The following is a 21562-nucleotide window of genomic DNA, read 5'->3' as shown; positions in this document are numbered from 1 at the left end:
GGCAAGACAGCCAACAATAAGCTTGCTATGCTTTGCCCGGGTGTCCCTCTGAGTGAACCGACACTTATGGGCCGCCACATGTGAAGACAATGAAATGAAAATAAGAAACCATGACACAAGAACAGACTTATCTGCTCGGCGAGCAAGCTGTTGTACTCGACCTTAACTGCGCCCGACTCGACAACGAACAACAGAACCGTTTGTTTGCCCTACATCGCTACCTGCAAAAACAGGCCGGGTACACAGATATTGTAGTTGGAAAAACTTCTCTTACCCTGGTTTTGCAAGACCCTACACAGGGTACTAAATGGCTAGAGGCATTACTCAGCCAATGGCATGCACTCAGTGCAGAAGACTTTCAACCCAACACTCACAAAATCCCGGTTATATATGGAGGAGAAGCAGGCCCAGATCTGGCACCACTGGCCGAACAGCTGAACTTATCGCAACAAGACATCGTCGAGCTGCATAGTTCACCGACTTATCAGGTCAAATTTCTGGGTTTTTTACCTGGTTTTGCCTATCTGGGTAGTGTGCCAGAGCAGCTTCAGGTTGCCCGTCTCAGCTCACCCAGAACACATGTGCCAGCCGGCTCTGTCGCCATCGCTGAAGATTTAAGTGCGATTTACCCCAGCGCCTCTCCCGGCGGCTGGCGGCTGCTGGGTAACAGCATTACTCGCTTATTCGATGCCAATGCGCAGTCCCCCAGCTTGTTTCAGCCAGGTGATAACGTCAAATTTGTGCCACAGAAGGAGGGCCTATGCTAGAAGTCATTAAGCCCGGCGTGCAAATATGTATCCAGGATCTAGGACGACATGGGCATCGTCACCTGGGGGTCTCGCAAAGTGGTGCGATGGACCCCATGGCACTGCAGATTGCCAACCTGTTACTGGATAACCCGCCAAATACCGCGGTACTTGAAATCACGGTCGGACTAGCCCAGCTAAAATTCACGACAGCCACCAATTTTGCACTGACCGGGGGAGACCTGAGTGCACGCCTTGACGATACACCACTGACACCCGGCTGGCGCTATTTTAGCAAGCCAGGTCAGATCCTGAGCTTCGCCTCGAGCTCTGAGGCACTGCGTGCCTATCTGAGTGTCGAAGGTGGGTTCAGCCTGAAAGCCACGTTGGACTCACACTCGACCGATATTCAGGCGGGATTTGGTGGCATAAATGGTTCAGCATTGGCCGCCGGCGATCAGCTGCACTATGAAAGCTGTATAGAAAAAAGCAGTGCTGGCGCACTTCAACCTCCCTACCACAAGAAAATACGCATATTGCAGGGCCCACATTGCGAACGGTTATCCCTTACAACACAGCAGCTATTGTGCACTCAGCAATGGCAGGTATCGCCAGATAGCAATAGAATGGGTATGCGACTTTCGGGCTCTGAGCTAGTCACTCATCAGGTTTCTATCAACAGTCAGGCCGTATTACCTGGCACCATTCAGCTACCGCCAAACGGCGCGCCTATTGTATTGCTGAATGATTGTCAAACCACAGGCGGTTACCCAATGGTCGCTCAGGTGATTGCGGCGGATCTGAGATACTTTGCTCAATTGAGTGCCGGAGATAGCATTAGCTTCACGCTCGTCACCCCAGCTCAGGCATACCAAGAGATACAACAACAACAATATCATCTCAACCAACTGCGCATTGCGCTGACACATCGCGACAGGAGTATTTCGTGAGCGAACTTAATTTTTTACCCCTTACAGGGATACTGGTGGTGATCCTCGGATTTGCCTTTCGTTTTAACCCTCTGCTGGTCGTGACCTGTGCCGGGCTCGTCACCGGCTGGGCAGTCGATTTAGATTACCTGACTTTGCTGGAAACCTTTGGAGAAAAATTTCTTAACTCCCGCCAGTTAGCGAGCTTTTTATTACTCTTGCCTGTGATTGCTATCTTAGAACGCTATGGCTTACAGCAGCATGCCAAAAGTTGGATAGCCAGTATCAAAAGTGCCACCACAGCGCGGATCCTCAGCGTCTATTTTGTTGTGCGTGAATGTAGTGCCGCACTTGGGCTCATCAACCTTGCAGGTCAGCCTCAAACAGTGCGTCCTTTATTAGCGCCTATGGCGCTTGGTGCAGCAAGTAACATGCATGGCGATTTGCCAAAACCTGTCCGGGATATGATCAGTGCGCATGCCGCAGCGTGTGATAATATTGCCGTCTTCTTTGGTGAAGATATTTTCATCGCCTTTGGTGCCGTATTACTGATGGATGCCTTTTTAAGAGAAAATGGCATTACGGGAATTGAACCTCTTCATATTGGTTTATGGGCTATTCCGACAGCCATTGCGGCATTGATTGTCCACCTGTTTCGACTGGCCAGACTGGAAGCCAAGATACGAACGCAAATTGCCCTGCATGCCGAGCAAAACGGCTCCAATACAAGCAATTCAGTTGCCCGGGAGGAATTGGCATGAGCACAATAGCCTCCTCTGCCAGTGCGCAGCCTGCTATCCTGTCGATTGATAATATATATCTGCTAATCGGCTTCGTGGTGTTATTTTTGGTGGTCAAAACACTGCAAGATAAACACCACCCAAAACGACTAACTACCGCCTTGTTCTGGGGATTATTTGGTAGTGTGTTTCTGTTTGGTGATTTATCTGCCGCCTATTTGGGAGAAAACCTGACCCATCGCTGGGTAGGAAGCTTTGTCATCGCCATCGCAATACTGGCCGGAATGGGCAAGGTCTCCATGGGCAGCTACGATGTACCCAGTGACGAAGTGCAGACTGCCAGTGCCCGACGGATCGGTAATAAGCTGTTTATTCCCGCAGTGCTTATCCCCATAGTAACTGTGGTGTGTACTATCCTGCTCAAAGATATTCAGGTAGCAGGGTTGTTTGTATTCGACCAGAGTCATGTGACCCTTGCAGCACTGACGCTGGCCTGTACAGTCGCACTGTTAGTCAGCTGGAAGTTTACCGGTGGCAGCCCGTTTCAGGCTCTGGGGGAATCACGACGCCTGGTCGATTCCATAGGCTGGGCCGCAATTCTGCCGCAAATGCTCGCGATGCTGGGAGGGGTGTTCATCGTCGCCAATACCGGCACTGCCATTCAAGATCTGGTCACATTATTTGTTTCTCCCGACAACCGCTTCATGCTGGTTGTTATTTACTGTGTCGGTATGGCCCTGTTTACAATGGTCATGGGTAATGCATTTGCTGCTTTCCCTGTTATGACAGCCGGCATTGCCGTGCCATTTCTAATTCAGGGTCATGGCGCAAGTCCGGCCCCGTTAGTTGCCATCGGTATGTATTCAGGTTATTGCGGAACTTTGATGACGCCTATGGCCGCCAATTTTAATATAGTTCCGGCAGCACTATTAGATCTGAAAGACAAATATCAGGTTATCAAAGTTCAAATTCCGACAGCTTTGTCGCTGTTAATCATTAACATCTTGCTCATGTATGGAGTCATCTTCAATGACTAAAGGAACGCATAAAACCGTATTGTTGACGGGTTTCGAGCCCTTCGGCGGTGAATCGATTAATCCCTCCTGGCAGGCTGTACACCAGCTCGACGGTTGCCACGTAGCAGGACACACAATCCGTACCAAGGAGCTTCCTTGCGAGTTTGATCATGCCTTAACACAACTGAACAGAGCCATAGATAAATATGCCCCTGCGCTGGTTCTGTGTGTGGGCCAGGCAGGTGGCCGCGCGGATATTTCTATTGAACGTGTTGCTATCAATATTAACGATGCACGTATTCCGGATAATGCCGGTGCTCAGCCGATAGATACGCCGGTATTAGCGGGAGGGCCTGCCGCCTACTTTGCTGCACTCCCGGTTAAACATATGCTCAATGACCTCAGACAAGCACAGATCCCGGCCAGTATTTCGAATACCGCCGGCACTTACGTGTGTAACCATGTCATGTACGGATTACTTCACTATATCAATGAGCATCAGCTCAATTGTCGTGGTGGCTTCATTCATATCCCTTACTTACCCGAACAAGCCACGCACCAAATCGGTGCACCCAGTATGAGTGCTCCTCAGGTCGTTGATGCGCTCAAAGTCATGATTTCCTCTGCGCTGACCCATGATACTGACCTGCAGATTGCTGCGGGCACCACTCACTAGCCACACCGCCCTATTTTGGTTCATTTTTGCACCAAAATAGGGCGGCATTTACTCACCAAAATCACAGTTTTTTATGTGACTTGATACCCCATTTCTGATAGTACTATGAGCACGAGACACCGAAAATACAGGTGCTCGACAATAATAGCTAACAGGAATGAGGTCCATTATGTGTTCAATTTTTGGTGTGTTGGAAATTAAATCCGACCCAAGCGTTCTGCGTGAGCAGGCAATAGAAATGTCTAAGCGTTTACGCCACCGCGGGCCCGACTGGTCCGGTGTTTATGCCAGTGAGAAAGCAATCCTGGTGCACGAACGACTCGCCATCGTTGGCGTATCCAGTGGCGCACAACCTTTGTACAACCCGGAGCGGACGCATATTCTTGCCGTAAATGGTGAAATATATAACCACAAGGAACTGGCGCAGCAACTAAGCGTCCCTTTCACCTTTCAAACCCAATCAGACTGTGAAATATTACTGGCACTATACAAGCAAAAAGGCCCTGAATTTCTGGATGATCTGAACGGGATTTTTGCCTTTTGCCTGTACGATGAGCAAGAGGATGCCTACCTGATTGGTCGCGACCATATTGGTATTATTCCGCTATACACAGGTCGTGACCAGCATGGTAACTTCTATGTCGCCAGTGAAATGAAAGCGCTCACTCCTATCTGCAATCAAATTGAAGAGTTTCCGCCAGGACATTACCTGTACTCAAAAGAAGGCACGCTGAGACCCTATTATCAGCGAGACTGGCAGCAATTTGATGCGATTAAGGATAATAAGGCGGAACCTGGTACGGTCAAAGAGGCATTAGAAGCTGCCGTAAAACGTCAGCTCATGTGTGATGTGCCTTACGGCGTGTTACTCTCTGGGGGCCTGGACTCATCCGTTATTTCGGCCATAACGCAAAAATTTGCGGCGCGACGCATTGAAGACGATGATGCGACTGAAGCCTGGTGGCCCAAACTACACTCCTTCTCCATCGGCCTGGAAGGATCACCTGACCTGGCAGCTGCGCAGAAGGTCGCCGATCAGATAGGCACAGTTCATCACCCAATCCACTTTACCGTGCAGCAGGGTATCGATGCACTTAAAGAGGTGGTTTATCATCTAGAAACCTACGATGTCACGACAATTCGGGCATCTACCCCGATGTATCTGATGGCACGTTACATCAAAGCCATGGGGATAAAAATGGTGCTTTCAGGGGAAGGAGCTGATGAGTTGTTTGGGGGTTATTTGTATTTCCATAAAGCCCCCAATAGCCAGGAATTCCATGAAGAGCTTAACCGTAAAGTTTCTAAACTGCATATGTTTGACTGCCTGCGTGCGAACAAGTCCATGGCTGCGTGGGGAGTGGAAGCCAGAGTACCTTTCCTCGACAAAGAGTTTGTGGATATAGCCATGCGTACTAACCCGGATTATAAAATGTGTAAAGAAGGACGCATTGAAAAACACATCATTCGTGAAGCATTCGATGGCTACCTGCCAGACGATGTGCTTTGGCGTCAAAAAGAGCAATTCTCCGATGGTGTTGGTTATTCCTGGATAGACTCGCTAAAAGAGTATGTTGACGAGAAGGTCAGCGATCAGGAGCTAGCCAGCGCCCAGTACCGCTTTCCTATCAACACCCCGGATAGCAAAGAGGCTTACTACTATCGTTGTATTTTTGAATCACACTTCCCTGGGGATGCGGCAGCCAAATGTGTGCCTCACGGTAAATCAGTCGCCTGCTCCACGCCCGAAGCACTGGCCTGGGATGCGTCATTTGAGCAAAACGCGGATCCTTCAGGTCGTGCAGCCAATGTCCACAGCCATGCCTATGACAATACCAACTCATAACAGTGGCGTATAAAAAAGGGCCATCAGGCCCTTTTTTATTTAGATGAACTTTTTGATAATAAAGTCAACTTTAACCCGCTTTGCCTGGCCAAGTATTTTCTTCACTGGTGATGGATAATCATCCACAGTTTCAAGATCCTGCGGACCGGCCAGTTTGGTGCAGTTAGCTAGAATAGCATCACGTTCCTGATTAATGGCCTGCTCGAGTTGCTGCTCAGGGTCTTCTATCAGAATACCATTTTCGATATCCAGGCCCCAGGCACGCGGATTGAGATTATGGCCGGTCATCAGATGTACCTGATTATCCCGGTTAATCCCCTTCAGATGAAATGAGTTATTGCCATCGCGCCACAAGTAAACATTCAACTGACCGGCATTGAGATAACGTCTTTGCGATTTAAGAAACTTGTACAAAATGGTCTCGTACAAATAAGGCAAAGCACCAATACGACTAAACGGCTGATCAGGCGAAATATAAAAGTCGTTTGCGGTTTTATCACCAATCACTATGGTGACGGTCTTACCTTCTTTGAGCAACCTTCGCAATGAGCGCAGTAAGGGAGCCGGAAAATTAAAATAAGGTGTGTATAACAACAGCTCACGCTCTGTAGTGTCGAACAAGGCTTTGATAAGTCGATTTAGCTTGTTAGTACGGCGACCAAACCCCAGAAAAGCACGCACATTTAAGCCCTTTTCCGCGGTTGCCGCACTCATGTCGTACTGAGCTTTTTTGAGCTGCTTCATCAGCTGCTTTTGCGCCAACTTTAACTCTGAAAACGGTTTAAGTGGGCGTAAATCCAACCTCGGAACCGCCTCGCTGGAAAGCAAATAAGTATCCAGGAAATGGCAGAAGCTTGCCGCAAGTGCGGGGTTCTTAATCACAAAGTAGCGATCAAGGCGGTATTTATCACCATACTGCAAATAGACATTGTTAATGCTGGCGCCACTGTAAAGTACAGTGTCATCGATCACGAACCCTTTAAGATGAAGTACCCCAAATAGCTCTTTTGCTTTGACCGGCACACCGTAAACTTTAACCTGTGAGCCAAACTGTGCTTGCATATCACAATACAGCTTCGCATTACCTTCTGATTTGGCTTCGCCTATCAGACCACGCTGAGCACGATGAAAATCGACCAGCACATGGATCTCCAGTTGTGGCCGCTCTGTTGCTACCTTATGTAAAGCAGAGAGTATTTCACGACCCGCCTCATCGTCTTGCAAATACAACGCGGTTAAATAAATGCGTTGCTGTGCACCGCGAATGAGTGTCAAAAGCTGTGTATGATACTGTTTCGCGTCAGTGAGTATTCTGCAACTTTCCGCTTCCAGTGAAAACCCAGGTTTATCCTGCCAAAATGCCATAACTACCTTTAAAAACAGACTAACGTCAAATAGACAGAGAAAAATTCCCTAGAACATAGCAAAAAAAAACTCTCAGGTCATGAAATACCGTTCATTTACACGCTTGTGGCGCAAATTCTCAGCAAGTACAGTATATTTGACAGCTTGTCATTTTATAAAAAATCGATTTTTGCAATTTATTTTACTTCTGGCTTGAAATTCATAGAATCGGCAGCACTAACTAGAGAAGATAAAATTTATTTTTAGGAATTGTTTACATGAGTGATGCAAAACACTGCAAACTATTGATCTTAGGCTCAGGACCTGCAGGCTATACTGCCGCGGTCTATGCAGCCCGTGCTAACCTTAACCCAGTACTGATCACAGGCATGCAACAAGGCGGTCAGCTGACTACCACTACTGAAGTTGAAAACTGGCCAGGTGATGCGCATGGATTGACAGGCCCTGCACTGATGGATCGCATGAAAGAGCACGCTGAGCGCTTCGAGACTGAGATCATTTTTGATCACATCAATAAAGTTGATGTCACTAAGCGTCCTTTCACTTTAACAGGTGATCAGGGTACTTATACTTGTGATGCGTTGATCATTGCGACAGGTGCTTCTGCTAAGTATCTGGGTCTGGAATCAGAAACCAACTTCCAGGGCCGCGGTGTGTCAGCATGTGCAACCTGTGATGGATTCTTCTATCGCGGACAAAAAGTTGCGGTTGTTGGTGGCGGTAATACAGCGGTTGAAGAAGCGCTGTATCTGTCAAACATTGCTGAAGAAGTACACGTGATCCACAGACGTGACACTTTCCGCAGTGAAAAAATCCTGTCAGACCGTCTGATGGAAAAGGCAAACAATGGTAACGTTGTACTTCACCTGAACAAAACGCTCGATGAGGTCCTGGGCGATGACATGGGTGTGACGGGTATCCGTATTAAAGATACCGATTCTGACGCCACTGAACAGCTAGACCTTGCTGGTGTGTTTATTGCGATCGGCCATAAACCAAATACAGACATGTTTGCAGATCAGCTGGAAATGAAAGACGGCTACCTGGTTGTACAATCAGGCCTAAACGGCAATGCCACTCAAACCAGTGTTGAAGGCGTTTTTGCTGCTGGTGACGTCTCTGACCACATCTACCGCCAGGCAATTACCTCTGCGGGCACAGGCTGTATGGCAGCCCTGGATGCAGAGCGTTACTTAGACAACCTTAAGTAACGCCTGCAGGAAGACGTGTGACTTAACGCACGTCTTCCAATATAAAATCCCCACGCCTAAGCAAAAATAGGTTAGACTGACTTCATCCCCGAGGTTTTTAGTTTGTAATTCAGATCCGCGAATATGACTCAGCAATTGTTTCATCTGTCTGCTACCGATTTTATTTTTCCTCCCTGCCATTTTGCACTCAAAGATCCAGATGGGCTGCTGGCCGTAGGTGGATGCCTGAGTACCACAAGGCTGCGTCGCGCCTATCAGCAAGGTATTTTCCCCTGGTTCAATGAACGAGAGCCCATTATGTGGTGGACGCCGAGCGAACGGGGGATCCTCGACTTAAATGAGTTCCATGTCAGCCGTTCACTCAAAAAGTCTCTGCGAAAACTTGCGCCGCAGGTTACTGTTAACACAGCATTTGAGCAGGTTATTAAGGCATGTAGAGAACAACGGCTTGATAAAGAAGGTACCTGGATTAACAGTGCCATGCTCGATGCTTATCTGAGAGCCCATGATGAAGGGTTCGTACACAGCGTTGAAGTGTGGCACGAGAGCACCCTGATTGGCGGTTTATATGGAGTGATGTTAAATGGTGTTTTTTGCGGTGAGTCAATGTTTTACCGCAAACCCGATGCATCCAAACTGGCTATGTGGGCATTGGTCAACTGGCTCAAGCGCCATGATGCCCATTTCATAGACTGCCAGCTGGAGAACCCTTATTTGGTGTCTTTAGGTGCAAAAGTCATCTCACGAAGAGAATTTTTAGCTAAACTTAAAGCAGCAAGCCATTATCAAGTGCCTGAATCGATGTGGCATCCGCAACCATTGAGGGCGATATATGACTGAACATTTCCCTTCAAAAATTGGACTGAGCCAACAGTTTGATTGCAGTTACCTCGCAGACAGAAAAGAGCAGTTGTTAGTTATCCTGGATAGCAACTGTTATACACCATCCCGATTTGAGACCTTGCTCTCATTTGGTTTTCGCCGGAGTGGCGATCAGATATATCGTCCACACTGCCCTGCCTGTCATGCCTGCCAGTCAGTACGTGTACTTGCAGATGCTTATACCCCTTCGCGCTCACAAAAGCGCAAGTGGAATAAAATAAACCCAGAGTTTCGCTTTGAATACAGTACTCAGGAACAACCTGACTATTATCAGTTATACGAAAAATATATCACTATGCGCCACAGCGATGGCTCTATGTATCCGCCCAACCGGCTACAGTACGAGAGCTTTTTGTTTTGTCGCTGGCTGCCCATCACTTTCATAGAGCTGTGGCACAGAGACCAGCTCATAGCCGTTGCAGTCACGGATACCATGCCCACCGCTCTATCGGCTATCTATACTTTTTTTGACCCCGAATATGCTCAATTGAGCCTGGGGACTATCATGATCATGGCCCAATTAGACTTTGCCCGCCAACATGATAAAGCGTACCTCTATCTTGGTTACCAGATAGATGCCTGCGCCAAAATGCGCTATAAGCAACAATATTTACCTGCACAACAGTTCAAAAGCGATGTCTGGGTAAACATTTAGATTACAAAAATAAGCGCTCCTGCCTTTACTTATCGCGCGCTTTTCGGCAAAATCTGCACCGTTAAACTTATCAAAGAGGTGATACGCTCCCCATGGCGAAAGAAGACGTTATTGAAATGCAAGGCACGGTCCTTGACACTTTACCAAATACTATGTTCCGTGTTGAATTGGAAAATGGTCACGTAGTTGTGGCACATATCTCTGGCAAAATGCGCAAAAACTACATCCGTATTTTGACCGGTGACAAGGTGACTGTTGAAATGACACCTTATGATCTGAGCAAAGGACGTATCGTCTTCCGCGCGCGTTAATTCGCCCAGCTCAGTAACGCTTACCACACTAAGCGGATGCAAAGAGACGATTAAAACAAAAAGCCCGGCGATTGCCGGGCTTTTTGTCATCTTAAGTCGAGGTTAAGCAGGTTCAACCACATTAGACTCGAACTTAAACGACAGCTTCTTATCTTTAACAGATATAGTGACAGTCCCACCATCAACCAGCTCACCAAACAAAATCTCATTAGCAAGCGGCTTTTTAAGGTTGTCCTGTATCACCCTGGCCATTGGACGCGCGCCCATGGACTTGTCGTAACCGATGTCTGACAGCCAATCTCTCGCTTCATTGGTCAGATCAAGACAGACAGATTTCTTATCAAGCTGCGCCTGTAGTTCAACAATAAACTTATCGACGACCTGCAAGATAACGTCTTTCTCAAGGTGGTTAAACCAAATAATATTATCCAGACGGTTTCTGAACTCAGGCGTAAACACCTTATTGATCTCAACCATAGCATCGTGCGAATGATCCTGCTGCTGGAAACCAATAGATTGGCGCACGGTTTCCTGAACACCCGCATTGGTTGTCATCACCACAATTACGTTGCGGAAATCGGCTTTACGACCGTTATTATCGGTCAGTGTACCGTGGTCCATAACCTGTAATAAGATGTTGTAGATATCCGGATGCGCTTTTTCAATTTCATCCAGTAACACTACAGAGTGTGGATGCTTAATCACCGAATCGGTCAGCAAACCGCCCTGTTCGAAGCCAACATATCCAGGAGGCGCACCAATCAATCTGCTCACCGCATGGCGCTCAGAGTACTCAGACATGTCAAAGCGCACAAACTCAATGCCCATACACTTCGCCAGTTGCTTAGTCACTTCCGTTTTACCAACCCCAGTTGGGCCCGCAAACAAGAATGAACCAATTGGCTTATCCTCACTGCCCAACCCTGAGCGTGATAAACGAATGGCAGAAGTCAGCGCATCAATGGATTCATCCTGACCAAAGACAAGCATCTTCAGATTACGATCCAAATTCTTAAGCACTTCTTTGTCGCTTGATGACACATTCTGCTGAGGAATGCGTGCAATCTTAGACACTATCTGCTCAATATCAGCAACACCAATCGTTTTTTTACGTCGAGAAGCTGGCAACAGACGCTGATTTGCACCCGCTTCATCAATCACGTCGATGGCTTTATCAGGCAAGTGACGCTCATTAATGTACTTTGCGCTCAGCTCAGCAGCTGCCTTCAACGCTTTTTGGGTATATCGGATACCATGGTGTTCTTCGTAACGTTCTTTCAGACCGCTAAGAATTTTCGCGGTATCAGCTACACTCGGCTCTACTACATCAATTTTCTGGAAACGCCGCACCAGGGCACGATCTTTTTCGAAAATGTTTTTAAATTCAGAATACGTAGTTGACCCTAAGCAACGGAGCTGACCACTTGATAGTAAAGGCTTAATCAAGTTTGAGGCGTCCATCACACCACCAGACGCCGCTCCAGCTCCTATGATTGTGTGAATTTCATCGATGAATAAGATGGCATTCGGTTTTGCTTGTAATTCCTTCAGCAATGCTTTGAAACGCTTTTCAAAGTCACCCCGATACTTAGTCCCGGCAAGTAATGCGCCCATATCCAGTGAATACACCACAGCATCGGCAATCACTTCTGGCACCAGCTCATTAACAATCCGATACGCCAAGCCCTCAGCAATCGCCGTTTTACCAACACCTGCCTCACCAACCAGCAGTGGATTGTTTTTCTTTCTGCGGCATAGGACCTGAATGGTCCTTTCTACTTCCTGATCGCGCCCAACCAAAGGATCAATTTGACCCGCTTTGGCCAGCACGTTCAAATTGGCGGTAAAGTTCTCCAATTTGGTTTTTTCTTCAGACGCAGCTTCGTGACTCTCTTCATGGATTTCTTCGTTATCTTCCGGCTCAACTTCGTCGTCCGATTTCGAAATACCATGACTAATATAATTAACAATATCCAATCGGCTGACATCTGCTTTTTTCAGCAAATACACAGCCTGACTTTCCTGCTCAGAGAAAATCGCCACTAGCACATTGACACCAGTCACTTCATTACGACCAGAAGACTGCACGTGGAAAACGGCACGTTGTAATACGCGCTGAAAGCCAAGTGTCGGCTGTGTTTCTCGGTCTTCTTCCAAATCTGGAATGACCGGCGTCGTCTCATCAATAAATTCGGATAACTCCTTTTTTAGCCCCTCTGTGTCAACGCCACAAGCATTCAATGCTTCACTGGCAGACGGGTTATCGATCAATGCGAGCAGTAAATGTTCTACCGTCATAAATTCGTGACGGCGATTTCTTGCCTCACGAAACGCGGTATTCAGAGTAATTTCTAAGTCTTTATTTAGCATTGGCAACCCCCAACGAGAATATATAAGGTCATTCCTGCTCACAACTACAGAGCAGCGGGTGCTCGTGATCCCGAGCATATCGATTTACCTGCTCAGCCTTTGTATGGGCAATGTCGGCAGGATACAGTCCACATACCGCTTTTCCCTCGTGATGTACTTTCAACATCACTTCAGTTGCTCTTTCGCTATCCATACGGAAAAATGTCATTAAAACTTCAATGACAAAATCCATTGGTGTGTAATCGTCATTGTTTAAAATCACTTTGTACTTGCGCGGCGGTTGCAACTTTTGCTTCTGTTCCTCGCGGACCGCGTCAACCACACCAGATTCGTTTGTCCCACTCATAATAAAATATAGTCTTGTCTTATCAACTCAAGCAACTTGAATTGAAAAATAAATAAATTGTTAAAAAATCGCTTTAAAAACTTGACTGTCTGGCCAAATAAACTACAGTCTTTACCTAGCTGGACATATTAATCATATGGGCAGCTTAGCAAATTTCAAAGGTTAGATTAACTTAATTTAGTCAACTTATAGAAGGATGTAGAAGTATGGCTTGCGGAAAAGTCAAATGGTTCAATAATGCCAAAGGGTTTGGTTTCATCGTAGAAGACGGCAGCGAAGAAGATATCTTTGCCCATTACTCCACGATTGTAATGGATGGATACAAAACGCTTAAAGCCGGTCAGGATGTAACATTCGATCTGCAAGAAGGTCCCAAAGGCCTGCACGCTACCAACATCGCGCCGATAGCGGAGGAAGTTGTGTAGCATTGCAAGATTTTGGCACACTCAAAGCGGGTTACGTTTGTTTCTCGCTTAATCCCCTTCGTTAATTAGTCTCATTTCTTCCACCTTAGTTCATAAAATTTTATATGTTTATTAAATTGCATTAGCGACTTAGTCATTTGGTTGATACAATCCCCGCCGATGTCAAACAAGCCAACCAATTTGTTATGCCTCAGGGCGCGTCAGGTGTGTTAGATATTTTTATTGTGCCCACGAGTAACAATACCTAACAAACTTGCTATATGCCGAGCTCAGCCATCAGCTTGATGATCCCTTATCAGGTCACCAAGCTGATGGCTGAATAAAGATCGTGTATGCGGATACGTCCTTGAATAGCAAGCTTTTGCTTTGTTGAACGGCTGTTTAGCCCTAAACTATCTAGGAATGATGATGACATCAAAAATTATTTACACTAAAACAGATGAAGCGCCGGCTCTGGCAACTTATTCTTTATTGCCAGTTATCCAGGCTTACACCAATGCGGCTGGTGTTGAAGTTGAAACTCGTGATATTTCACTGGCAGGCCGTGTCATTGCGAACTTCCCAGAATTTCTGAGCGAAGAGCAACGCATTGGTGATGCTCTGGCTGAGCTAGGTGAACTGGCCAAAACGCCAAATGCCAATATCATCAAACTCCCTAACATCAGTGCGTCTATCCCGCAGCTAAAAGCGACAATTAAAGAGTTGCAAGAAAAAGGCTATGCCCTTCCTGACTACCCTGAAGAGCCAAAAGACGACAAAGAAGCCCAAATCAAAGCGACTTACGACAAGATCAAAGGTAGTGCAGTAAACCCTGTATTACGTGAGGGTAACTCAGATCGTCGCGCGCCAGCTTCTGTTAAAGCGTACGCACGTAAAAACCCGCATTCAATGGGTGCATGGTCTAAAGACTCACAATCCTATGTTGCCAGCATGAGCGAAGGCGACTTCTTCGGTTCTGAGCAATCAACTACCGTTGCACAAGCAACTGACGTTCGTATTGAACACGTTGCCGCAGACGGCACGGTTGCAGTTCTGAAAAAAAGCACGCCACTATTGGCAGGCGAAATTATTGACGCGTCTCGTATGAGCGTAAGTGCACTACGTAGCTTCCTGGAAGCAGAAGTAGAAGCTGCAAAAGAGAAAGGCGTACTTTTCTCATTGCACATGAAAGCCACCATGATGAAGGTTTCTGATCCAATCATCTTCGGTCACGCTGTTAAAGTCTTCTATAAAGAAGTATTTGCTAAGCATGGCGACACGTTCGAAGAGCTGGGTGTAGATGTAAACAATGGTATTGGTGACGTTTACAACAAACTAGCTAACCTGGACGATGCAAAGCGCGCAGAAATTGAAGCAGATTTAGCAGCCGTTTATGACCTGCGTCCAAGTATTGCAATGGTTGACTCTGACCGTGGCATCACAAACTTGCACGTACCAAGCGATGTTATTATCGATGCATCTATGCCAGCGGCGATCCGTACCAGTGGTCAGATGTGGAATGCGGAAGGTAAGCAACAAGATACTAGCTTCGTCATTCCTGATCGTTGTTACTCTGGCGTGTATCAGGCAACCATCGAGTTCTGTAAAGAACACGGTGCGTTCGACCCTCGGACTATGGGTACTATCCCTAACGTTGGCCTGATGGCACAAAAAGCCGAAGAATACGGTTCACACGACAAGACTTTCGAAGCACCATCAGCTGGTCAAATCCGTGTTGTTGACCAGGCAGGAAACGTATTGCTGCAACACGATGTTGAGCAGGGCGATATCTGGCGTATGTGTCAGGTGAAAGACGCACCTATCAAAGACTGGGTTAAGCTGGCAGTTAACCGTGCACGCGCAACTAACACACCTGCGGTATTCTGGTTGAACGAAAACCGTGCGCACGATGCTGAACTAATCAAAAAAGTAAATGCCTACCTGCCAGAGCACGACACTGCGGGTCTGGAAATTCACATTCTGGCGCCTATTGAAGCAACTAAATTCTCACTTGCTCGCATGAAAGATGGTCAGGACACGATTTCAGTGACTGGTAACGTACTGCGTGATTACCTGACAGATCTGTTCCCAATTCTTGAGCTGGGCACCAGTGCAAAAATGCTGTCTATCGTGCCACTCATGAACGGCGGCGGTCTGTTTGAAACAGGTGCTGGTGGTTCTGCGCCTAAGCACGTACAACAGTTCGAAAAAGAGAACCACTTACGTTGGGATTCGCTGGGTGAATTCCTGGCGCTAGCGGCCTCTCTTGAACATCTGAGCCAGGTAACTGGTAACAGCAAAGCACAAGTACTGGCAGATACGCTAGATGCAGCAACAGGTAAATTCCTTGATGAGAACAAGTCTCCTTCACGTAAAGTGAAAGAACTCGACAACCGTGGCAGCCACTTCTATCTTGCTATGTACTGGGCACAAGCACTTGCAGAGCAAACTCAAGATGCAGAGCTACAGGCTAAATTTGCCGACGTTGCAAAAGGTCTAACAGACAATGAAGCAACAATCGTATCGGAACTGAACGATGCTCAGGGCCAGGCAATGAATATTGGCGGTTACTTCCAGCCTAACGATGTACTGGCAGCAGAAGCCATGCGTCCGAGCAAAACACTGAATAACGTATTAGCTAACATGGCTTAATGCGTTAATTGCTCTAAAAAAAGGGTGGCCTCACAGCCACCTTTTTTATTTGCCGCCATTCTTTGCTACACTCGCGCCATTGCAACTCAGCTATACTAGTGACTATGCCTGCACAGCGCACAAAAAACCGAACACACACTGCCAAGCGCACTACTCATAAACGCCCCGGCACACAACGCACGAATAAACCCAAACTCTCGCCAGATCAGGTTAAAGTCATTCTGTTTAATAAACCATTTGATGTTCTGTGCCAGTTTACCGACGATCAGAACCGCCAAACACTCGCCAACTTTGTTGACATAAAAGATGTTTATGCCGCTGGACGACTCGACCGGGACAGCGAAGGCCTACTGTTGCTCACCAATTGCGGCCGCTTACAACATAAGCTGACTGAACCGGGGAAAAAAACCTACAAAACCTACTGGGTCCAGGTAGAAGGTGAGCCAGATGACACCGCATTGGAGGCATTGCGTGAAGGTGTCATACTTAAAGACGGTCCGACACGACCAGCCAAAGTGCGCGTGATCACAGCTCCCGATGTATGGCCACGCACCCCCCCTATCCGCGAGCGTAAGAACATTCCCACTAGCTGGCTGGAGATCACCATATCTGAAGGCCGTAACCGTCAGGTAAGGCGCATGACAGCGCATGTTGGTTACCCGACCTTGCGACTGATCCGTTACCAGATCGGTCCCTACACCCTGGATGGGATTGAAAATGGCCAGTATCGCGTGATGAAAACCACTTAACCCGGTGATGAAAAACTTGGGATTAATCAGCCCGCGACTTCCGGGCACCTTGATTTACATGCTATAATGCAGCTCACTTTTTTGTAATCAAAATACACAGCGAGTTTATGAGCGATAACAGTCAAATTAAAGTCATCGTCGGTATGTCCGGCGGCGTAGATTCCTCCGTTTCGGCCTACCTGCTTAAACAGCAAGGCTATCAGGTTGAAGGCCTGTTCATGAAAAACTGGGAAGAAGACGACAATGACGAATACTGTGCCGCCGCTGAAGATTTAAAAGACGCTCAGGCAGTATGCGATAAATTGGGCATTGAGTTGCATACCGTTAACTTTGCTGCAGAATACTGGGATAACGTATTCGAGTATTTCCTTGCCGAATACAAAGCGGGTCGTACGCCAAACCCGGACATCATGTGCAACAAAGAGATCAAATTTAAGGCTTTCCTTGAATTTGCCGCCGAAGCACTGGGTGCAGACTACATCGCAACGGGCCATTACGTACGTCGTGAGGAACGAGATGGTAAGTTTGCCATGTTACGTGGGCTGGATAACAATAAAGATCAAAGTTACTTCCTTTATACACTCAGTCACGAGCACGTGGCACAAACACTTTTCCCAGTTGGTAATATCGAAAAGCCGGAAGTACGCCGTATTGCAGAAGAACAAGATTTAATTACTCACAATAAAAAAGACAGTACCGGTATTTGCTTCATTGGTGAGCGCAAATTTAAAGACTTTCTACAAAAGTTTCTGCCTGCTCAACCTGGCAATATCGAAGACAGCGAAGGCAACCATGTTGGTGAACATGAAGGCCTGATGTATCACACTTTGGGTCAGCGTAAGGGGTTATTGATTGGGGGAATGAAAGAAGGCTCCGGTGAACCCTGGTACGTAGTCGACAAAGACGTTGAACGCAATGTGTTGATCGTTGGGCAAGGTAAAAACCACCCTCGCCTGTTCAGCAATGGCCTGAACGCCAATCAGCTCCACTGGGTTGACCGAGTTGGCCCACAAGGCACAACGCGCTGTACAGTCAAGACCCGTTATCGCCAGGAAGACATCCCTTGTACATTACTAGTGGGTCAGGATGGCATGGCACGTGTGTTATTTGATGAACCGCAAAAAGCAGTGACACCAGGACAATCTGCGGTCTTTTACCTGGATGATGTGTGTCTTGGTGGTGGTATCATTGAGTCGGTGATCAAATAATGCAACGTGAAGTCGTGATCCCACTGGCAGCAATGTGTCACATTGCCAAACTCGTTCAGAAATGCGCTCGATATGGCACTTTTAACAGCCACGAAACGGACAGTATATTAAAAAGTATCACTATTACTTCACCGCAAAACCCTCAGGATGTCTACGAAGACCCCAGTGCCGTCAAGCAAGGCTGTCGCGCACTCGCAGATCAGCTGAGTGCGCAAGGTGAAAAAGACGTGGAAATGGTCAAATATGTGGGCAGCCTGATGCAGTTAGAGCGCGCATTATCAGCCAATGATAAAGCACTGGCTGAACTGGGTAAGCGCATTGAGCAACTCGACAGGCAACTACAGCATTTTGATATCGGTGACGAACAAATCATTGCCGCTCTGGCTGATATCTATAGCCAGGTTGTAAGTCCGGTGGGTCCAAAAATCCAGATTTTTGGTAAGCCCGAGTTGCTCAAACAATCTCATGTACAACATCAGATCCGGGCCCTGTTACTGGCCGGGATCCGCAGCGCAGTACTATGGCGTCAGCTTGGTGGTAAGCGTCGTCAATTTTTCTTTGCAAAGAAAAAAATCATTACTGCTGCACAAAGTTATATTTAAATATCGTTCAAAAACCAATTAGTTAGGAGAAGTTATGGAGCTTTCAGCGTTAACCGCTATCTCTCCAGTAGATGGCCGCTATGGTAGCAAAACCAGTGAGCTGAGAAGTATTTTCAGTGAGTTCGGCCTGATCAAGTATCGCGTGACGGTTGAAGTACGTTGGCTACAAGCCCTGGCCAACGCAGCTGCAATCAACGAAGTTCCAGCCTTCAGTGAGCAGGCGAATGCCCTGCTAGACAGCATTGTTGATAACTTCAGTGAAGCGGATGCCGCACGAGTTAAAGAGATTGAGCGCACAACCAACCATGACGTTAAAGCCGTCGAGTATCTGTTAAAAGAGAAAGTCGCAGACAACGCTGAGCTTCAGGCTGTTAATGAGTTTATTCACTTTGCCTGCACATCTGAAGATATCAACAACCTTTCTCATGGTCTGATGCTGAGTGAAGCACGTGATCAGGTATTACTGCCATACTGCGATAAGCTATTGGCTGCTATCAAAGAAAAGGCGATTGAATATAAGTCTGTTGCGATGATGACCCGCACCCACGGTCAACCCGCTTCTCCTTCGACTATGGGCAAAGAATTTGCAAATGTATACGTACGTTTGCAACGTCAACGTGAGCAAATTGCCAACGTTCAGATGCTGGGCAAAATCAATGGTGCCGTGGGTAACTACAACGCCCACCTGAGCGCTTACCCTGATTACGACTGGCACAATCATGCTGAGCAATTTGTGACCAGCCTGGGCCTGACCTGGAATGCTTTCACCACGCAAATTGAACCGCATGACTATATTGCGGAACTGTTTGATGCGGTTGCACGTTTCAACACCATTCTGCTCGACTTTGATCGTGACGTGTGGGGATACATTGCACTCAACCACTTTAAGCAAAAAACCATTGCTGGCGAAATCGGTTCTTCAACCATGCCACACAAAGTGAACCCTATCGACTTCGAAAACTCTGAAGGCAACCTAGGTATTGCGAATGCAATCTTCACTCATCTTGCACAAAAACTACCGGTTTCTCGCTGGCAGCGTGACTTGACCGATTCTACGGTACTACGTAACCTGGGTGTTGGCATGGGTTATACCCTGATTGCTTACCAAGCCACCCTTAAAGGGATCAGCAAATTAGAAGTGAATGCAGATCGCCTGTTGGCTGAACTGGATGACAACTGGGAGCTGCTGGCTGAGCCAATTCAAACTGTCATGCGTAAATACGGTATCGAAAAGCCGTACGAAAAGCTCAAAGAGCTGACTCGCGGTAAGCGCGTTAATCAGGTAATTATGGCTGAGTTTATCGATGGCCTGGATCTGCCAGAGCACGTAAAAGCTGACATGAAGCTAATGACGCCAGCCAACTACATTGGCCGCGCCGAAGCTTTCATTGATGAACTAAACTAATACCAAGTTTTAAAAACCAGTTTGAGAGATAAAATCTGCCGCTCATAGTGTTAAAAATGTTCGCTCAGAACCTATACTTCAGAGATATGTTCAGACATTTTTGACCGGTGACAAGCGAGGTGTCCTGACCTCAGCATTGGCGGCTTAATTATGCAAATTGGTATAACTCAGATATAAGCCTGAGAAGCGAAAGTCGTGGCATAGTGCCGGACTTTCGCTTTTTTATTGGAGTCACTTTATGTATCAGCTATCTATCAATGCCCTTACTGAGGCTGCGTTTCTCGCCCAGTACTGGCAAAAAAAACCTTTACTTATCAAACAAGGCTTTCAGGATTTTATCGATCCACTGTCACCAGAAGAACTGGCTGGCCTGGCAATGGAAGACAATATTGAGTCTAGGATCGTCACCAACCATGACAATCACTGGGATGCGCACCATGGTCCGTTTGAAGATTTTTCCTTACTGACAGAGCAGCACAGTACTTTGCTGGTACAAGCCGTTGATCACTGGCACCCTCAGGCTGCCAGCTTGCTAGAACCCTTTCGCTTTATTCCAAACTGGCGTATTGACGATCTGATGATCAGTTTTTCTACGCCAGGGGGCGGCGTTGGTCCGCACCTTGATCAATATGACGTATTTATTATTCAAGGCCAGGGGAAAAGGCGCTGGCGCGTCGGCATGCCTGATGCCAGCCTAAAACAATTTGCCCAGAACAAAAGCCTGCTGCAAGTAGAGCAATTTGAAGCCTGCATAGATGCAGAGCTGGAACCAGGTGATATCTTATACATTCCACCTGGCTGCCCTCATGAAGGCTATGCCGTTGAAAATGCAATGAACTATTCTGTTGGTTTTCGGGCCCCTGATCAAAAAGATCTGCTCTCAAGCCTAGCTGATCACCTGATAGACTCAGAATCAGGTACAACCCGTTACAGTGACCCTGACCTCACGCTACGAGATTCTCTCGGCGAGGTCAGTCGTCAGGACAAAGGGAAGATCCGCACCATGCTGGAAGCAATACTGCATGACAGCGAGATCTTCGACCAATGGCTGGGGCAGACACTCAGTGAACCTAAGCATGAAATGGATCTGGCCCCACTCGATCCGCCACTGAATGCTGACTCCTTACAAGATGATATTTCAAGCGAAGATACCCTGGTGCGCTCAGGTGGCGTCAGAGCACTGTATCAATTAACGACACACGCAGTGATACTGAGTGTGAATGGGCAAAATTTTACACTTCCACTTGAGGTCTTACCAGCTGTTAAAAAGCTGACAGATCAGAGTTGTACGCCCGTATCTTCATTATTAGATGAGTTTACATGTTTGGAATTTAAACAAACATTAACTACGCTTATTAACGATGGGTCCTTTTACATTGAGGACTGGGTGTAATTACCTGAATCTGAGGGTTAGTCACACAATAAGGCATCGATAAATTCGATGCCACA

At 47.1% G+C, this 21562-nt stretch carries 20 protein-coding genes; 17 read left to right on the top strand and 3 right to left on the bottom strand.

Going from position 1 to position 21562, the window contains the following annotated elements:
- Positions 1-110: 110 nt before the first annotated feature.
- The 6 genes from pxpB (at position 111) to asnB (ending at position 5953) form a co-directional block, all read left to right on the top strand.
- Positions 111-767 (top strand): 5-oxoprolinase subunit PxpB, encoded by a 657-nt coding sequence (gene pxpB, locus IY568_RS13940; protein WP_194867896.1) that lies wholly within the window; start codon positions 111-113, stop codon positions 765-767.
- A complete protein-coding gene (locus IY568_RS13935; RefSeq protein WP_194867895.1) occupies positions 761-1696 on the top strand; it encodes a biotin-dependent carboxyltransferase family protein in 936 nt (311 codons plus the stop codon). Before pxpB ends, IY568_RS13935 begins: the two co-directional genes overlap by 7 nt.
- Positions 1693-2436: a DUF969 domain-containing protein gene (locus IY568_RS13930; RefSeq protein ID WP_194867894.1), complete on the top strand. Its 744-nt coding sequence runs from the start codon at positions 1693-1695 to the stop codon at positions 2434-2436. The genes IY568_RS13935 and IY568_RS13930 overlap by 4 nt, the downstream gene beginning before the upstream one ends.
- A complete protein-coding gene (locus tag IY568_RS13925) occupies positions 2433-3452 on the top strand; it encodes a DUF979 domain-containing protein (RefSeq protein WP_058795165.1) in 1020 nt (339 codons plus the stop codon). The genes IY568_RS13930 and IY568_RS13925 overlap by 4 nt, the downstream gene beginning before the upstream one ends.
- On the top strand, positions 3445-4107 hold the full coding sequence (gene pcp, locus IY568_RS13920; protein ID WP_138536853.1) for a pyroglutamyl-peptidase I: 663 nt from the start codon (positions 3445-3447) through the stop codon (positions 4105-4107). Before IY568_RS13925 ends, pcp begins: the two co-directional genes overlap by 8 nt.
- A 169-nt stretch (positions 4108-4276) precedes the next feature.
- On the top strand, positions 4277-5953 hold the full coding sequence (asnB, locus tag IY568_RS13915; protein ID WP_194867893.1) for an asparagine synthase B: 1677 nt from the start codon (positions 4277-4279) through the stop codon (positions 5951-5953).
- A gap of 39 nt (positions 5954-5992) precedes the next feature.
- Here asnB and pssA read toward each other — a convergent pair whose 3' ends face one another.
- Positions 5993-7318 (bottom strand): CDP-diacylglycerol--serine O-phosphatidyltransferase, encoded by a 1326-nt coding sequence (pssA, locus tag IY568_RS13910; protein ID WP_194867892.1) that lies wholly within the window; start codon positions 7316-7318, stop codon positions 5993-5995.
- 257 nt (positions 7319-7575) lie between these two features.
- Here pssA and trxB point away from each other — a divergent pair, with 257 nt between their 5' ends.
- The 4 genes from trxB (at position 7576) to infA (ending at position 10377) form a co-directional block, all read left to right on the top strand.
- Positions 7576-8529, top strand: coding sequence for a thioredoxin-disulfide reductase (trxB, locus tag IY568_RS13905; RefSeq protein ID WP_194867891.1), 954 nt, complete (start codon positions 7576-7578; stop codon positions 8527-8529).
- Positions 8530-8652: 123 nt separating this feature from the next.
- Positions 8653-9369, top strand: coding sequence for a leucyl/phenylalanyl-tRNA--protein transferase (gene aat / locus IY568_RS13900; protein ID WP_125561333.1), 717 nt, complete (start codon positions 8653-8655; stop codon positions 9367-9369).
- Entirely contained in the window at positions 9362-10066 is a 705-nt protein-coding gene (locus tag IY568_RS13895) for an arginyltransferase (protein ID WP_138536845.1), read from the top strand. The genes aat and IY568_RS13895 overlap by 8 nt, the downstream gene beginning before the upstream one ends.
- Positions 10067-10158: 92 nt before the next feature.
- Positions 10159-10377, top strand: a complete 219-nt coding sequence (infA, locus tag IY568_RS13890; RefSeq protein ID WP_002962494.1) for a translation initiation factor IF-1 — start codon at positions 10159-10161, stop codon at positions 10375-10377.
- A 102-nt stretch (positions 10378-10479) separates the two neighbouring features.
- On the opposite strand, the gene clpA is transcribed toward infA, so the two are convergent.
- Both clpA and clpS read right to left on the bottom strand, forming a co-directional pair.
- A complete protein-coding gene (gene clpA / locus IY568_RS13885) occupies positions 10480-12747 on the bottom strand; it encodes an ATP-dependent Clp protease ATP-binding subunit ClpA (protein WP_010385383.1) in 2268 nt (755 codons plus the stop codon).
- Positions 12748-12775: 28 nt separating this feature from the next.
- Complete coding sequence (gene clpS / locus IY568_RS13880) at positions 12776-13093, bottom strand: ATP-dependent Clp protease adapter ClpS (RefSeq protein ID WP_010385384.1); 318 nt, start codon at positions 13091-13093, stop codon at positions 12776-12778.
- 206 nt (positions 13094-13299) lie between these two features.
- Here clpS and cspD point away from each other — a divergent pair, with 206 nt between their 5' ends.
- The 7 genes from cspD to IY568_RS13845 all read left to right on the top strand — a co-directional run bounded on the left by cspD (position 13300) and on the right by IY568_RS13845 (position 21506).
- Positions 13300-13518, top strand: a complete 219-nt coding sequence (gene cspD / locus IY568_RS13875) for a cold shock domain-containing protein CspD (protein WP_010385386.1) — start codon at positions 13300-13302, stop codon at positions 13516-13518.
- Between the two features lie 408 nt (positions 13519-13926).
- Positions 13927-16149 carry an NADP-dependent isocitrate dehydrogenase gene (locus IY568_RS13870; protein ID WP_194867890.1) on the top strand — a complete coding sequence of 741 codons (2223 nt, stop codon included), beginning with the start codon at positions 13927-13929 and terminating at the stop codon, positions 16147-16149.
- A 104-nt stretch (positions 16150-16253) separates the two neighbouring features.
- The gene (locus tag IY568_RS13865; protein WP_194867889.1) at positions 16254-16898 is read left to right on the top strand and encodes a pseudouridine synthase; all 645 of its coding nucleotides are present in this window, start codon (positions 16254-16256) and stop codon (positions 16896-16898) included.
- A 107-nt stretch (positions 16899-17005) separates the two neighbouring features.
- Positions 17006-18106, top strand: coding sequence for a tRNA 2-thiouridine(34) synthase MnmA (mnmA, locus tag IY568_RS13860; RefSeq protein ID WP_010385392.1), 1101 nt, complete (start codon positions 17006-17008; stop codon positions 18104-18106).
- On the top strand, positions 18106-18708 hold the full coding sequence (gene hflD / locus IY568_RS13855) for a high frequency lysogenization protein HflD (RefSeq protein WP_125561341.1): 603 nt from the start codon (positions 18106-18108) through the stop codon (positions 18706-18708). The genes mnmA and hflD overlap by 1 nt, the downstream gene beginning before the upstream one ends.
- Positions 18709-18742: 34 nt before the next feature.
- A complete protein-coding gene (gene purB, locus IY568_RS13850; protein ID WP_010385395.1) occupies positions 18743-20113 on the top strand; it encodes an adenylosuccinate lyase in 1371 nt (456 codons plus the stop codon).
- 238 nt (positions 20114-20351) lie between these two features.
- The gene (locus tag IY568_RS13845; protein ID WP_125561343.1) at positions 20352-21506 is read left to right on the top strand and encodes a cupin domain-containing protein; all 1155 of its coding nucleotides are present in this window, start codon (positions 20352-20354) and stop codon (positions 21504-21506) included.
- Positions 21507-21562: the final 56 nt, after the last annotated feature.

Origin of the sequence: Pseudoalteromonas sp. PPB1, assembly GCF_015356275.1 — a bacterium.
GTDB lineage: Bacteria > Pseudomonadota > Gammaproteobacteria > Enterobacterales > Alteromonadaceae > Pseudoalteromonas > Pseudoalteromonas rubra_D.
This window is presented reverse-complemented; position numbering and strand designations above follow the sequence as displayed.

Coding starts and splice junctions, on each gene's coding strand:
- pxpB (WP_194867896.1), top strand. CDS start 111: ATGACACAAGAACAGACTTATCTGCTCGGCGAGCAAGCTGTTGTACTC.
- IY568_RS13935 (WP_194867895.1), top strand. CDS start 761: ATGCTAGAAGTCATTAAGCCCGGCGTGCAAATATGTATCCAGGATCTA.
- IY568_RS13925 (WP_058795165.1), top strand. CDS start 2,433: ATGAGCACAATAGCCTCCTCTGCCAGTGCGCAGCCTGCTATCCTGTCG.
- pcp (WP_138536853.1), top strand. CDS start 3,445: ATGACTAAAGGAACGCATAAAACCGTATTGTTGACGGGTTTCGAGCCC.
- asnB (WP_194867893.1), top strand. CDS start 4,277: ATGTGTTCAATTTTTGGTGTGTTGGAAATTAAATCCGACCCAAGCGTT.
- pssA (WP_194867892.1), bottom strand. CDS start 7,318: ATGGCATTTTGGCAGGATAAACCTGGGTTTTCACTGGAAGCGGAAAGT.
- trxB (WP_194867891.1), top strand. CDS start 7,576: ATGAGTGATGCAAAACACTGCAAACTATTGATCTTAGGCTCAGGACCT.
- aat (WP_125561333.1), top strand. CDS start 8,653: ATGACTCAGCAATTGTTTCATCTGTCTGCTACCGATTTTATTTTTCCT.
- IY568_RS13895 (WP_138536845.1), top strand. CDS start 9,362: ATGACTGAACATTTCCCTTCAAAAATTGGACTGAGCCAACAGTTTGAT.
- infA (WP_002962494.1), top strand. CDS start 10,159: ATGGCGAAAGAAGACGTTATTGAAATGCAAGGCACGGTCCTTGACACT.
- clpA (WP_010385383.1), bottom strand. CDS start 12,747: ATGCTAAATAAAGACTTAGAAATTACTCTGAATACCGCGTTTCGTGAG.
- clpS (WP_010385384.1), bottom strand. CDS start 13,093: ATGAGTGGGACAAACGAATCTGGTGTGGTTGACGCGGTCCGCGAGGAA.
- cspD (WP_010385386.1), top strand. CDS start 13,300: ATGGCTTGCGGAAAAGTCAAATGGTTCAATAATGCCAAAGGGTTTGGT.
- IY568_RS13870 (WP_194867890.1), top strand. CDS start 13,927: ATGACATCAAAAATTATTTACACTAAAACAGATGAAGCGCCGGCTCTG.
- IY568_RS13865 (WP_194867889.1), top strand. CDS start 16,254: ATGCCTGCACAGCGCACAAAAAACCGAACACACACTGCCAAGCGCACT.
- mnmA (WP_010385392.1), top strand. CDS start 17,006: ATGAGCGATAACAGTCAAATTAAAGTCATCGTCGGTATGTCCGGCGGC.
- hflD (WP_125561341.1), top strand. CDS start 18,106: ATGCAACGTGAAGTCGTGATCCCACTGGCAGCAATGTGTCACATTGCC.
- purB (WP_010385395.1), top strand. CDS start 18,743: ATGGAGCTTTCAGCGTTAACCGCTATCTCTCCAGTAGATGGCCGCTAT.
- IY568_RS13845 (WP_125561343.1), top strand. CDS start 20,352: ATGTATCAGCTATCTATCAATGCCCTTACTGAGGCTGCGTTTCTCGCC.